This window comes from Streptomyces albofaciens JCM 4342, from assembly GCF_008634025.1.
In the GTDB taxonomy this organism is placed as follows: Bacteria; Actinomycetota; Actinomycetes; order Streptomycetales; family Streptomycetaceae; genus Streptomyces; species Streptomyces albofaciens.
Map to the genome: position 1 here is coordinate 1,230,001 of NZ_PDCM01000001.1, position 13,766 is coordinate 1,243,766.

Annotated in this window: 8 protein-coding genes and 2 rRNA genes (1 of these 10 running past the window's edge); 5 read left to right on the plus strand and 5 right to left on the minus strand. The window is 69.5% G+C overall.

Features of this window, described 5'->3' with window-relative positions; translation table 11 throughout:
* Both CP973_RS05755 and rrf read left to right on the plus strand, forming a co-directional pair.
* Positions 1-2,937: ribosomal RNA gene (locus CP973_RS05755) — 23S ribosomal RNA — on the plus strand; it begins 187 nt to the left of the window's first position.
* Between the two features lie 75 nt (positions 2,938-3,012).
* Positions 3,013-3,129 (plus strand): 5S ribosomal RNA (gene rrf / locus CP973_RS05760).
* Positions 3,130-3,610: 481 nt separating this feature from the next.
* Here the strand turns inward: rrf and CP973_RS05765 are convergent.
* The 5 genes from CP973_RS05765 to CP973_RS05785 are packed head-to-tail and all read right to left on the minus strand — an operon-like array spanning position 3,611 to position 9,259.
* Positions 3,611-4,921 (minus strand): DUF58 domain-containing protein, encoded by a 1,311-nt coding sequence (locus CP973_RS05765; protein WP_150238149.1) that lies wholly within the window; start codon positions 4,919-4,921, stop codon positions 3,611-3,613.
* Between the two features lie 8 nt (positions 4,922-4,929).
* Positions 4,930-5,895, minus strand: coding sequence for an AAA family ATPase (locus CP973_RS05770; RefSeq protein ID WP_150238151.1), 966 nt, complete (start codon positions 5,893-5,895; stop codon positions 4,930-4,932).
* Entirely contained in the window at positions 5,876-7,102 is a 1,227-nt protein-coding gene (locus CP973_RS05775) for a DUF4350 domain-containing protein (protein ID WP_150238153.1), read from the minus strand. The genes CP973_RS05770 and CP973_RS05775 overlap by 20 nt, the downstream gene beginning before the upstream one ends.
* Entirely contained in the window at positions 7,099-7,803 is a 705-nt protein-coding gene (locus tag CP973_RS05780; protein ID WP_167538267.1) for a DUF4129 domain-containing protein, read from the minus strand. Before CP973_RS05780 ends, CP973_RS05775 begins: the two co-directional genes overlap by 4 nt.
* Positions 7,804-7,807: 4 nt before the next feature.
* A complete protein-coding gene (locus CP973_RS05785) occupies positions 7,808-9,259 on the minus strand; it encodes a DUF7847 domain-containing protein (protein WP_150238157.1) in 1,452 nt (483 codons plus the stop codon).
* A gap of 170 nt (positions 9,260-9,429) precedes the next feature.
* On the opposite strand from CP973_RS05785, the gene mtnA reads away from it, so the two are divergent.
* The 3 genes from mtnA (at position 9,430) to mtrB (ending at position 13,761) form a co-directional block, all read left to right on the plus strand.
* The gene (gene mtnA / locus CP973_RS05790) at positions 9,430-10,602 is read left to right on the plus strand and encodes an S-methyl-5-thioribose-1-phosphate isomerase (RefSeq protein WP_150238159.1); all 1,173 of its coding nucleotides are present in this window, start codon (positions 9,430-9,432) and stop codon (positions 10,600-10,602) included.
* On the plus strand, positions 10,599-11,276 hold the full coding sequence (gene mtrA, locus CP973_RS05795) for a two-component system response regulator MtrA (protein ID WP_003982195.1): 678 nt from the start codon (positions 10,599-10,601) through the stop codon (positions 11,274-11,276). Before mtnA ends, mtrA begins: the two co-directional genes overlap by 4 nt.
* Before the next feature lie 400 nt (positions 11,277-11,676).
* Positions 11,677-13,761, plus strand: coding sequence for an MtrAB system histidine kinase MtrB (gene mtrB, locus CP973_RS05800; RefSeq protein ID WP_150238161.1), 2,085 nt, complete (start codon positions 11,677-11,679; stop codon positions 13,759-13,761).
* The last annotated feature ends 5 nt before the right edge of the window (positions 13,762-13,766 follow it).

Here is a 13,766-nt window from a genome sequence, read left to right on the forward strand (position 1 = left end):
CGGGGAAGTGAAACATCTCAGTACCCGCAGGAAGAGAAAACAACCGTGATTCCGGGAGTAGTGGCGAGCGAAACCGGATGAGGCCAAACCAGTTACGTGTGATACCCGGCAGGGGTTGCGTGGTTGGGGTTGTGGGAGTTCTCTTGATCGGTCTGCCGGCCGGTCGGTGAGTCAGAAACCGTTGATGTAGGCGAAGGACATGCGAAAGGTCCGGCGTAGAGGGTAAGACCCCCGTAGCTGAAACATTGACGGCTCGCTTGAGAATTTCCCAAGTAGCACGGGGCCCGTGAAATCCCGTGTGAATCTGGCGGGACCACCCGCTAAGCCTAAATATTCCCTGGTGACCGATAGCGGATAGTACCGTGAGGGAATGGTGAAAAGTACCGCGGGAGCGGAGTGAAATAGTACCTGAAACCGTGTGCCTACAAGCCGTGGGAGCGTCGCACAGAGAACTTGTTCTTTGTGTCGTGACTGCGTGCCTTTTGAAGAATGAGCCTGCGAGTTTGCGGTATGTTGCGAGGTTAACCCGTGTGGGGAAGCCGTAGCGAAAGCGAGTCCGAAGAGGGCGTTGAGTAGCGTGCCCAAGACCCGAAGCGGAGTGATCTAGCCATGGGCAGGTTGAAGCGGAGGTAAGACTTCGTGGAGGACCGAACCCACCAGGGTTGAAAACCTGGGGGATGACCTGTGGTTAGGGGTGAAAGGCCAATCAAACTCCGTGATAGCTGGTTCTCCCCGAAATGCATTTAGGTGCAGCGTCGTGTGTTTCTTGCCGGCGGTAGAGCACTGGATAGGCGATGGGCCCTACCGGGTTACTGACCTTAGCCAAACTCCGAATGCCGGTAAGTGAGAGCGCGGCAGTGAGACTGTGGGGGATAAGCTCCATGGTCGAGAGGGAAACAGCCCAGAGCATCGACTAAGGCCCCTAAGCGTGTGCTAAGTGGGAAAGGATGTGGAGTCGCAGAGACAACCAGGAGGTTGGCTTAGAAGCAGCCATCCTTGAAAGAGTGCGTAATAGCTCACTGGTCAAGTGATTCCGCGCCGACAATGTAGCGGGGCTCAAGCACACCGCCGAAGTCATGTCACTGCGATATTACTCCTAACGGGGATCGTGGTGGGTAGGGGAGCGTCGTGTGCCGGGTGAAGCAGCGCCGGAAGGTAGTTGTGGACGGTTCACGAGTGAGAATGCAGGCATGAGTAGCGATACACACGTGGGAAACGTGTGCGCCGATTGACTAAGGGTTCCTGGGTCAAGCTGATCTGCCCAGGGTAAGTCGGGACCTAAGGCGAGGCCGACAGGCGTAGTCGATGGACAACCGGTTGATATTCCGGTACCCGCTTTGAAGCGCCAAACATCGAATCAGGCGATGCTAAGTCCGTGAAGCCGCCCTGAGCTCTTCGGAGCGTAGGGGAGTGGTGGAGCCGACGAACCAGACTTGTAGTAGGTGAGTGATGGGGTGACGCAGGAAGGTAGTCCAGCCCGGGCGGTGGTTGTCCCGGGGTAAGGGTGTAGCCCGTGCGGTAGGCAAATCCGTCGCACATGTGAGGGTGAGACCTGATGCCGAGCCGATTGTGGTGAAGTGGATGATCCTATGCTGTCGAGAAAAGCCTCTAGCGAGTTTCATGGCGGCCCGTACCCTAAACCGACTCAGGTGGTCAGGTAGAGAATACCGAGGCGTTCGGGTGAACTATGGTTAAGGAACTCGGCAAAATGCCCCCGTAACTTCGGGAGAAGGGGGGCCATTGCTGGTGATCACCCTTGCGGTGTGAGCTGGTGGTGGCCGCAGAGACCAGCGAGAAGCGACTGTTTACTAAAAACACAGGTCCGTGCGAAGCCGTAAGGCGATGTATACGGACTGACGCCTGCCCGGTGCTGGAACGTTAAGGGGACCGGTTAGCTCCATTTCGGTGGGGCGAAGCTGAGAACTTAAGCGCCAGTAAACGGCGGTGGTAACTATAACCATCCTAAGGTAGCGAAATTCCTTGTCGGGTAAGTTCCGACCTGCACGAATGGCGTAACGACTTCTCGACTGTCTCAACCATAGGCCCGGTGAAATTGCACTACGAGTAAAGATGCTCGTTTCGCGCAGCAGGACGGAAAGACCCCGGGACCTTTACTATAGCTTGATATTGGTGTTTGGTTCGGCTTGTGTAGGATAGGTGGGAGACTGTGAAGCGGCCACGCCAGTGGTTGTGGAGTCGTTGTTGAAATACCACTCTGGTCGTGCTGGATGTCTAACCTGGGTCCGTGATCCGGATCAGGGACAGTGTCTGGTGGGTAGTTTAACTGGGGCGGTTGCCTCCTAAAGGGTAACGGAGGCGCCCAAAGGTTCCCTCAGCCTGGTTGGCAATCAGGTGTTGAGTGTAAGTGCACAAGGGAGCTTGACTGTGAGACTGACGGGTCGAGCAGGTACGAAAGTAGGGACTAGTGATCCGGCGGTGGCTTGTGGAAGCGCCGTCGCTCAACGGATAAAAGGTACCCCGGGGATAACAGGCTGATCTTCCCCAAGAGTCCATATCGACGGGATGGTTTGGCACCTCGATGTCGGCTCGTCGCATCCTGGGGCTGGAGTCGGTCCCAAGGGTTGGGCTGTTCGCCCATTAAAGCGGTACGCGAGCTGGGTTTAGAACGTCGTGAGACAGTTCGGTCCCTATCCGCTGTGCGCGTAGGAGTCTTGAGAAGGGCTGTCCCTAGTACGAGAGGACCGGGACGGACGAACCTCTGGTGTGCCAGTTGTTCTGCCAAGGGCATGGCTGGTTGGCTACGTTCGGAAAGGATAACCGCTGAAAGCATCTAAGCGGGAAGCCTGCTTCGAGATGAGGGCTCCCTCCCACTTGATGGGGTAAGGCTCCCAGTAGACGACTGGGTTGATAGGCCAGATATGGAAGCGCCGTAAGGTGTGGAGTTGACTGGTACTAATAGGCCGAGGGCTTGTCCTCAGTTGCTCGCGTCCACTGTGTTTGTTCTGAAGTAACGAACTCGCCTGTGCTGGCTGGAGTTCATCTTCATAGTGTTTCGGTGGTCATAGCGTTAGGGAAACGCCCGGTTACATTCCGAACCCGGAAGCTAAGCCTTTCAGCGCCGATGGTACTGCAGGGGGGACCCTGTGGGAGAGTAGGACGCCGCCGAACAATTTTTCCGCTCCGGTCCCTGAGCCTTCTGGTTCAGGGACCGGAGCTTTTTTATTTGCTCTGACGCAGAGAACAGCCCCGCACCATTCGGTGCGGGGCATATTGCGTTCAAGGGGGAGTCCTACCGCTTCCAGCAGGACGGCTCACAGCCGCCCAGCCCCGCCCCGCCCTCTGCCTGAGCCACATAGATCCGCCCCCATACTCCAACCGGACTGCGGACTGCGGACTGCGGACTGCGGACTGCGGACTGCGGACTGCGGTCCCCGGCCCCCCGCCCGGTCTCAGAGAACACAGCCGATCCCAGGCCACTCAGCCACGCGGACAACGACAGAACAGGCACCCGCAGACAGCAGCCTTACGAAACCTCACCCAGCCTCCCCCAGCCACACGCAAAGAAGCCTGCCGCAGACGACCGCGAGCATCGTCGCGGACCGTCCACAGCAGGCTTCCTACAGCCCAGCCCTGGGGTCCTTCCTGTCTCCTACAGTCGGCCGGCGGCCTTCAGGGAGAGATACGCGTCCGCCAGGTCAGGGGCGAGGCGGGCGGGCGTGGAGTCGATGACCGTAACGCCGTGACTGCGCAGGCGGTCGGCGCTGCGTCGGCGGGCCGCGCGGGTCTGCTCGGCCGCGGCCGCGGCGTACACGGCCTGCGGCGTGTGCCGGGAAGCGGCCATCTCCTCGATGCGGGGATCCGCCACCGCGGCGACGATGACCTCGTTGCGCTGGGTGAGGCCGGGGAGCACGGGCAGCAGGCCTTCCTCCACCGGGGCCGTGTCGAGGCCGGTGAAGAGGACGATCAGGGAACGGCGCGGCGTGCTGCGGTGAATGGCCGCGGCCAGGCCGCGGGCGTCCGCCTCGACGAGTTCGGGTTCGAGGGGCGCGAGCGCCTCGGTCAGCGCGGGCAGGAGGTCTCCGGCCGCGCGGCCCTGGACGGAAGCCCGTACCCGGCGGTCGTACGCCAGGAGGTCGACGCGGTCGCCGGCGCGTGAAGCGAGGGCGGCGAGCAGCAGTGCCGCGTCCATGGAGGCGTCCAGCCGCGGTGTGTCGCCGACCCGGCCGGCCGAGGTGCGGCCGGTTTCCAGGGCCAGGAGGATGCGGCGGTCGCGTTCCGGGCGCCAGGTGCGGACGGCCACGGTCTGGCGTCGCGCGGTGGCGCGCCAGTCGATGGACCGGGTGTCGTCGCCGGGCGTGTAGTCGCGGAGGCTGTCGAATTCGGTGCCCTCGCCGCGCGTCAGGATGCTCGTACGACCGTCCAGCTCGCGCAGCCGGGCCAGCTTGCCGGGCAGGTGCTTGCGGCTGGTGAAGGGCGGCAGGGCGCGCACGGTCCATGGGACGTGGTGGCTGCCTTGGCGCGCGGCCAGGCCGAGCGGGCCGTAGGAACGGATCGTGACGCGGACGGCGCGGTGGTCGCCGCGACGGGTGGGATGAAGCGCCGTCGTGACGCGGCGCCGCTCGGCGCCGGGAATGCGGAGCCGGTGGCGGGTGGCCGGGGCCTCCGTGCCGGGGCGGAAGGAACTGGGCGGCCATGCGTCGCGGAGCTGGGCGCGCAGCAGGCGGCGGTCCGGGTTGGTGATGGTCAGGTGTGTCTGTGCCGCCTGACCCAGTCGAACAGATGTGTCACCGGTTCGGGTGAACTGGAGCTTCCGCACTGGCGCGGCGAGCGCCAGATCGCACAAAATTGCTAGCAGCAGGGCGAGTTGGACGGTGAGGATGCCGGTCCAGCTGGGCAGCAGCAGGCCGACGAAGAGAGCTCCGAGGGCGGAGATGAGTGCGGTGCGTCCGGTCAGGGCCACGGCTGGTCTCAGCGGGGGACGGGAAGGTGGGCGAGGACGGAGTTGATGACGGAGTCGGCGGTGACTCCTTCCATCTCGGCCTCCGGGCGGAGCTGGACGCGGTGCCGGAGTGTGGGCAGGGCAAGGGCCTTCACGTCGTCGGGGATGACATAGTCGCGGCCGGTGAGCCAGGCCCAGGCCCGTGAGGTGGAGAGCAGGGCGGTGGCGCCTCGGGGAGAGACGCCGAGGGAGAGCGAGGGGGATTCACGCGTGGCACGGCAGATATCGACGATGTAACCGGTGACCTCGGGGGATACGGCGGTCTTGGCCACCGCGGCGCGGGCCGCTTCGAGATCGGCGGGACCTGCGACCGGACGCAGGCCGGCCGCGTCGAGGTCGCGCGGGCTGAAGCCCTGAGCGTGCCGGGCCAGGATGTCGATCTCGTCCTGGCGGGCGGGCAGCGGCACCGTCAGCTTGAGCAGGAACCGGTCGAGTTGGGCCTCGGGCAGCGGATAGGTGCCCTCGTACTCGACGGGGTTCTGCGTGGCGGCGACGAGGAACGGCTCGGGCAGGGCCCGAGGCGTCCCGTCGACGGTGACCTGGCGCTCCTCCATGGCTTCGAGCAGGGACGCCTGGGTCTTCGGCGGAGTGCGGTTGATCTCGTCGGCGAGCAGCAGGTTGGTGAAGACCGGGCCGGGCTGGAAGGAGAACTCCGAGCTGCGCGCGTCGTAGACGAGCGAGCCGGTGACATCGCTCGGCATCAGATCGGGGGTGAACTGAACGCGCTTGGTGTCGAGTTCCAGGGTCGCCGAGAGCGCGCGTACGAGCAGGGTCTTGGCGACGCCGGGGACGCCTTCGAGCAGGACGTGACCGCGGCAGAGCAGCGCGACGACCAGGCCGGTGACGGCCGCGTCCTGGCCGACGACGGCCTTGGCGATCTCGGTACGGACGGCCTCCAGGGAGGCTCGGGCGCTGTCAGCTGTCGGGGTGCTCACGGGGGACGTGCCTCTCTGGGGACAGGATGGAATGTTCCAGGTTGTCGAGCTGGTCGGCCAGGGTGACCAGGGCCTTGTCGTCGGCGGGCGGCGGGCCGAAGAGGAGGGAGTGCAGGGCCGTGCCGGACGCCGCGTCCGCGGGCAGCCGCGCGGCGACGGCCGGAAGAAGGATGTCGGGGGTGTGGGCGTGGGTGGGAGACACGCCGGTGAGCGGTGCGAGCCGGGTGCGGGCGGCGGCCCGTAGGACGGCGGCGGCCCGGTCGCGTGCGCCGGCCTGCTCGTAGAGGCGGGCGTGCCCCTCCGTGGTCTCGGCGGCGGGGACGGTGACCGGCAGGCGCTCGGGGACGAGCGGGCCGAGCCGACGGGCCCGCCAGATGCCGGCCAGTGCGGCGGCGATGAGGAGCTGGAGCAGCGCCCAGCTCCAGCCGGAGGGGATGAGGTCGAAGAAGCTGCGCCGGCCGTCCTGCGTGGACGAAGGGTCGCTGACGGAGGGGAGGTACCAGACCAGATGCTTGTGCGAACCGAGCAGTTGCAGGGCGAGCGAGGCGTTGCCGCGCTCGGCGAGCCGGTGGTTGTAGAGGATGTCGGGGGCGCCGAGAAGCACGGTGTCGCCACCGGCCTTGGACGGCAGACGCAGCAGGGTGGCCTTGCCGCTGCTGGGGTAGCAGCGGTCGGCGCCGGGAGCGGATGCCGAGTAGCGCAGGCCGCCGAGTTCCGCGTCGCCGGCGTTCCGGGCGGCGGGCAGCGCGCAGTTCGGGTCGAGCGGCCGCACCTCGGCGGGCACCCCGGCCTCGGTGCCGGGAGCGAAGACGTCCAGTGCGGGCGAGCCGGGAGCGAGCAGGATGGTCCGGCCGGTCGCGCGCCCGGTGGCCTGGTGGAGGGTGTCCAGCTGGCGGCGGGTCAGCAGATCGGGGTCGGCGACCAGCACGGTGGTGTCGGGGCCGGCCGCGGCGGCGGCCTCCTCCGTGGTGGTCACGACACGGGTGTCGACGCCGCGGTCGGCGAGGAGCGCGGCGACGGCCCCGCTGCCGTAGCGGTCCACCGACCGGGGGTCGAGACGTCCGTGCTGGTCCCCGGAGCGCAGCAGGGCGAGGCCGAGCCCGCCCAGGACGAGGACGAGAAGACCGGCGAGCAGCCCGCGCGAGCGGGTCCACAGGCGGCGGCCGGTGGGTGCGAGAGATGTCGTGGCAGTGGTGGTGGCGCTCATGTGCCGCTCCGGTCGAGGGCGGTCGCGGCGCTGGCCGGCTGGGGCTTGCTGTGCTGCAGGTCGGTGTCGAGGCTGCTCAGGAGGGCGTACTCCCGTTCCGTACCGGGACGCCCGCCGTATGTGACGTCATCGAACGTACGGGCGGCCGTGCGCAGGCGCTCGGCATGGGCGGGCAGCATCCGGCCGGCCTCCGTCGCGGCCTCGTCGGCGGTGCGCCCGGGGCCCGGGGTGAGCAGGGCCCGTTCCTCCAAAGCGAGGACGAGACCCCGCATCCGCTCCTGCACCGCCTCGGTCCAGCGCCTGTCGGCAGCGTGCTGTTCAGCGGCGGCGCGGTGTTCCGCGGCCGTCCGGGGACGGTCCCCGAAGAGCGTGCCGCCCCCCGAGGTGGGGGTGCGGCGCAGGGCGCCCAGCCGGAGCCGCAGGGCGACGACGAGCAGTACGACGACGAGGACGACGGCGATGAGCCCGGTCCAGCCGCCCGGCGTGGCTCCGGCAGCGGCGTCGAAGAGATCGCCGATGCGCTCCCAGAACCAGTTCAGGGCACGCTGGAGCAGGTTCGGGTCGTTCTGGTGGTACCGCGGATCGGAAAGCTCGCGTTCGGCCGCCTCACGGGCGGGCACACGCGGAATCGTCACTGGTCCGTCGTCGCCGGAACCCGTCGCCAGACGGACGAGCACGGCGGTTCTCCCCCCAACCGTCACCGCATCAGCTTCCCGGTGTGGGGCCGGCGGGGCCCTGGCCGGTGCTGTCCGGCCCGGTGCCGTGCGGGCCGGGAGCCCCCGGCCCGGGGACGTCCGCGCCGTAGCCGGGCAGGCCGGCGGCGCGGGCGAGCTCCAGGTCGAGCGCCTCGCGGCGGATCCGCTGGTCCATGTAGAGGAGCGCCGTGACGCCCGCGCTGATGGGGTAGGTGACCGCGGAAGTGATCACGGAGCCGATGCCCAGCACGGTCAGGAACGTCCAGCCGGCACCGCCCGCGCCCTCGGTCCACGCCGTCATGCCCTCGCCGCTGACGAGGACGGCGACGATCGTGGCCGGGATCTGGACGATCATCCCGACGACGATGATCAGCAGGTACGTCAGGAGCTGCACGCCCAGGACCCGCCACCACGCGCCCCGCACGAGCTTGGCCGAGCGCCGCATGGAGGCGATGACGCCCTGCTTCTCCAGCATCAGCGCCGGGGCGGCGAGGCTGAAGCGGACCCACAGCCAGACGCCCACGACGGCCGCGCCCAGCCCGCCGAGCAGGGTGAGCAGGACACCGGCAGCGGCCGGGCCCACCGCGGTGACGATGATGCCGGGCACCATGCCCAGGAGGATCACGGCCGAGAAGATCAGGGGCAGCAGGAGCAGCAGCCCGAGCAGCCGCGGCAGCCGGCTCCGGGCGTCCCGCCAGGCCTCGCCCGTCGACACGGAACGGCCCAGGACGGCCCGGCTGACGACGATGGTGAGCAGCGCGGTGACGATGATCGTGCCGAGCAGTCCGATGAGCGAGGTGAGGGCGCTGCCGATGAGGGTGTTGTCGACCGCGTCCATGGCTTCGCTCAGGGAGGCGTCGGGATTGTTGTCCAGCGCGGAGAAGTCCCCGGCGTTGCGGAACCAGAGGCCGGTGACGATCGTGTTCGCGGCCTGCGCGACGACCGCCACGACCAGCGAGATGCCGAGGACGGTGCGCCAGTGGGCGCGCATGGTGGAGACGGCGCCGTCGAGGATCTCGCCGACGCCGAGCGGGCGGAGCGGGATCACACCCGGCTTCGCGGCGGGCGGCGGCGCCCAGGGCGCCCCCCAGCCCGGCCTTCCGCCCCAGCCCGGCTGACCGCCCCCACCGGGCTGCTGTCCGCCCCAGCCGCCTTGTCCGCCGGGTCCGCCCGGCCCGCCGCGGCCGGGGCCGCCGGTGGGCGCGGACCACTGGCCGGGGGGAGGCTGCTCCTTGGACCACTGCGGCGGGACCGAGGAGTCGCCGGACGCACCGGCGCCGGCCGGGCCCGCTGGTTCCGCGGGGCCTGCCGTACCGGTGGAACCGGCCGGGTCGGCCGGGGCATCCGCTCCGGCCCGGTCCGCGGCTCCGGTCTCGTCCGTGGCGGGCCGGCCCTGTGCGGTGCGGTCCGGCTCGTCGGAGGGGGAGGATCCGGGCGAGGCCCAGCCCGGAGAGTTGTTCATCATCGCTCCTTCATGATTCCCGCCCGTTCGAACGGCCGGGTTCCGACGTCCGCAGTGCCTGTCATCGTGTCATGGCGCGGGGGCGCGCGTCCCCGGGCCCTTGTCCGGAGGGGCGCCCTTGCACGGGCGAACCCTTCTGCTCCGCCCGTCGTCGGCGGCAGACTGGGCGGATGGCCGATCGCTACGAGAAGTCCGAGGCGGGCGCCGACGCTCCCGTGGTTCCGTCACTGCGTTGGGAGGAGCTTCCCGAGGGGCCCGTACTGGTTCTCCTCGACCAGACACGGCTGCCGGCCGAAGAGATCGAACTGGTGTGTACGGATGTTCCGGCGTTGGTGCAGGCGATCCGCACGCTGGCTGTGCGCGGCGCTCCGTTGCTGGGCATCGCGGGTGCGTACGGAGTCGCCCTCGCCGCGGCACGGGGATTCGACGTGGCCGACGCGGCCGACACCCTGGCGCACGCCCGCCCGACGGCGGTCAACCTCGGATACGGCGTGGGGCGGGCCGCCGACGCGTACCGGGCCGCGGTCGAGGGCGGCGCGGACCGTGAGACGGCCGCCGCCGCGGCACTGGCCGAGGCGCGGGCCGTACACGCCGAGGACGCCGAGGCCAGCACCAAGATGGCCGCGCACGGGCTGGCGCTGCTGGGCGAGCTGCTGCCCGGCGGCGGACACCGCATACTCACCCACTGCAACACCGGGGCCCTGGTGTCCGGTGGCGAGGGAACCGCCCTGGCGGTGGCGCTGGCGGCGCACCGGGCCGGGGAGCTGCGGAGGCTGTGGGTCGACGAGACGCGGCCGCTCCTGCAGGGCGCGCGGCTGACCGCGTATGAGGCGGCGCGTACGGGCATGCCGTACACCCTGCTCGCGGACGGGGCGGCCGGGTCGCTCTTCGCGGCGGGCGAGGTGGATGCCGTACTGATCGGCGCGGACCGGATCACGGCGGACGGCTCGGTCGCCAACAAGGTGGGGAGCTATCCGCTGGCCGTGCTGGCCCGCTACCACCACGTACCGTTCGTGGTGGTGGCGCCGACGAGCACGGTGGACCTGGAGACGGCGGACGGCGCGCTCATCGAGGTGGAGCAGCGGCCCGGGCACGAGGTGACGGAAATCGCGGCACCGTATGTGCCCGGGGCCGGGACGGAGGCCGGCACCGGGGTGCCGGTGGCTCCGCTGGGCGCGCTGGCCTACAACCCGGCCTTCGACGTGACGCCGGCCGAGCTGGTGACGGCGATCGTCACGGAGGCCGGAGTGGTCTCGCCGGTCACTCCGGGCGGCCTCGCGGAGCTGTGTTCCACGTCACGATTGGGTAAGTCACGATCAGGTAATGGGATGATGGCCGAATGAAGGGACGCGTCCTGGTCGTCGACGACGACACCGCACTGGCAGAGATGCTCGGCATCGTGCTGCGCGGCGAAGGCTTTGAACCGTCGTTCGTCTCCGACGGGGACAAGGCGCTCGCCGCCTTCCGGGAGACCAAGCCGGACCTCGTGCTGCTCGACCTCATGCTGCCCGGGAGGGACGGCATAGAGGTGTGCCGGCTGATCCGGGCCGAGTCCGGTGTACCGATCGTCATGCTGACCGCGAAGAGTGACACGGTCGACGTGGTGGTCGGCCTGGAGTCGGGGGCGGACGACTACATCGTCAAGCCGTTCAAGCCCAAGGAGCTGGTGGCCCGCATCAGGGCCCGGCTGCGCCGCTCGGAGGAGCCGGCGCCCGAGCAGCTGGCCATCGGTGATCTCGTCATCGACGTGGCGGGCCACTCGGTCAAGCGCAACGGCCAGTCGATAGCGCTCACGCCGCTGGAGTTCGACCTGCTGGTGGCGCTCGCCCGCAAGCCGTGGCAGGTGTTCACCCGCGAGGTGCTGCTGGAGCAGGTCTGGGGCTACCGGCACGCCGCCGACACGCGGTTGGTGAACGTGCACGTACAGCGGCTGCGCTCCAAGGTCGAGAAGGACCCGGAGCGCCCGGAGATCGTGGTGACGGTACGCGGCGTCGGCTATAAGGCCGGGCCCAGCTGACATGTCCCGGGACGGTTCGGCCCCGGCGGACGAGCGGGGACGGACCGTTCGTACGGCAGGTGGTATGTCGCTTTTCCAGCGCTTTCGCGCTCGGTTGACCGATGGGACGAACGGGCAAGCGAGCGGACAGGCCGACGGGACGGTGCCCGGGCAGGCCGATGGACGGACACCCGCCCGCCCGGAGGCGGTGACCGGTGGCGGTCGAACGACAGGGCCGGACGACGGTTTCGCGGCGGCTGCCGGGCAGGACGACGCGAAAGACGGCGAGAGCCCGGAGCGTTCGAAGCGGCCGGAGGACGGCACCCACGCAGCGCGGGCGGCTGAGCGTCCCGTAGAGGCCGCGGCACGGCCCGCTGCCCGGCCGGGGTGGACGGAGCGGCCCGGTGACCGGCTCCGGGCGATGCCCGCGCGCCTGCTGTCCGACGGTGCCACCGCCGGCCCGGTCCACCCCATGCTGCGCCTCTTCGGCCGCTGGATACGCCGTCCGCTGCTGCCCGCACTGCGCCTGTGGCGCCGCAACATCCAGCTCCGCGTGGTCGCCACGACCCTGCTGATGTCGCTGGGCGTGGTGCTGCTGCTCGGCGTCGTGGTCATCGGGCAGGTCCGCAACGGGCTGCTGGAGGCCAAGCGGCAGGCCGCGCAGAGCCAGGCGGCCGGCGGGTTCGCGGTGGCGCAGAAGCTGGCCGACGGCGCCACCGACAGCCGCGGCGACGACCCCGTACGGTCCGGCAACCGCGGCTCGCAGGACTCCGCGACCTGGCTGACCAGCCTGGTCGAACAGCTCGCCAGCGGTGGCCAGGGCGTCTTCTCCGTGGTGGCGCTCAGCTCCGGATCGGCCGTCGAGGAGCCCTTCGGGGACAGCAGCCCGGACACCCGCGGTCCGCGCGCCTCCGGAGACGTCGACCCCGAGCGCAGCGTGCCCGCCGAGATGCGCCGGATGCTGGACACCAAGACCGGCACCTTCCGCCAGTCCACGCAGATCAAGCGGGTCGGGTCGGAGGAGGGCGAGCCGGCGATCATCATCGGTAAGCGCCTCAACGACGTGAACAGCAACCCGTACCAGCTGTACTACCTCTTCCCGTTCAGCCAGGAGGAGAAGTCGCTCAGCCTGGTGAAGGGGACCCTGGCGACGGCCGGGGTGTTCGTCGTGGTGCTGCTCGGCGCGATCGCCTGGCTGGTGGTCCGGCAGGTCGTCACCCCCGTACGGATGGCGGCGGGCATCTCCGAGCGGCTGGCCGCCGGGCTGCTCCAGGAGCGGATGAAGGTCACCGGCGAGGACGACATCGCCCGGCTCGGCGAGTCCTTCAACAAGATGGCGCAGAACCTCCAGGTCAAGATCCAGCAGCTGGAGGAGCTGTCCCGGATGCAGCGGCGGTTCGTCTCCGACGTGTCGCACGAGCTGCGGACGCCGCTGACCACCGTACGGATGGCCGCCGACGTCATCCACGACGCGCGCGAGGACTTCGATCCGGTGACCGCGCGCTCCGCCGAGCTGCTGCGCGGCCAGCTCGACCGCTTCGAGTCGCTGCTCGCCGAGCTGCTGGAGATCAGCCGGTTCGACGCCGGCGCCGCCGCCCTGGAGGCCGAGCCGATCGACCTGCGGGACGTGGTCAACCGGGTCCTGGAGGGCGCCGAGCCGCTGGCCGAGCGCAAGGGCACCCGGTTCGTGGTGCGCGGGGCCGAGCGGCCGGTGATCGCGGAGGCGGACGCCCGCCGGGTCGAGCGGGTGCTGCGCAACCTGGTCGTCAACGCGGTGGAGCACGGCGAAGGCCGGGACGTCGTGGTGCGGCTGGCCGCGGTCGGCGGCGAGAACGGCGGCGCGGTGGCCGTCGCCGTACGCGACTACGGCGTGGGCCTGAAGCCGGGGGACGCGGCACGGGTGTTCAACCGCTTCTGGCGCGCGGACCCGGCGCGGGCCCGTACGACCGGTGGCACCGGGCTGGGCCTGTCGATCGCGGTCGAGGACGCGCGGCTGCACGGCGGCTGGCTGCAGGCGTGGGGTGAGCCGGGCGGCGGCTCGCAGTTCCGGCTGACGCTGCCGCGTACGGCCGGGGAGGCGCTGCGCGGCTCGCCGATACCGCTGGAGCCGGAGGACTCGCGGCGCAACCTGGAGGCGGCCGGTTCGGGGCTGCCGAGTGGCGCGGCGGCGGTGCGGACGGCCACGGCCGCCATCCCGCCGCAGCAGCGGCTGGCGGAACCGTGGCCTCTTGAGCCGCGGACCCCGGCGCAAAGGCAGAGCGAGGCGGGGGAGGACGGCGCGGCCGGGGCGGCGGGGCGCGCGGACGGGACCCGTACGGACGTCGGCTTGGACGGTGGTGAGGTTTCGCGCAACGGTGGCGAGGCCGGTGTGCGGGGCGACGGCGTGCGCGGGAGTGCGGCTGGTGAGGGCGACAGCGTGCCGGGCGACGGTGCCGGGCGTGGGCTGAACCGGGAGTCCGGGAACGGCGCGGGCGCGAAGCGGGAGGACGAGGTTCGTGGGCGCTAAGACAG

Coding starts and splice junctions, on each gene's coding strand:
- CP973_RS05775 (WP_150238153.1), bottom strand. CDS start 7,102: ATGAGCGCCACCACCACTGCCACGACATCTCTCGCACCCACCGGCCGC.
- CP973_RS05785 (WP_150238157.1), bottom strand. CDS start 9,259: ATGAACAACTCTCCGGGCTGGGCCTCGCCCGGATCCTCCCCCTCCGAC.
- mtnA (WP_150238159.1), top strand. CDS start 9,430: ATGGCCGATCGCTACGAGAAGTCCGAGGCGGGCGCCGACGCTCCCGTG.
- mtrA (WP_003982195.1), top strand. CDS start 10,599: ATGAAGGGACGCGTCCTGGTCGTCGACGACGACACCGCACTGGCAGAG.
- mtrB (WP_150238161.1), top strand. CDS start 11,677: ATGCCCGCGCGCCTGCTGTCCGACGGTGCCACCGCCGGCCCGGTCCAC.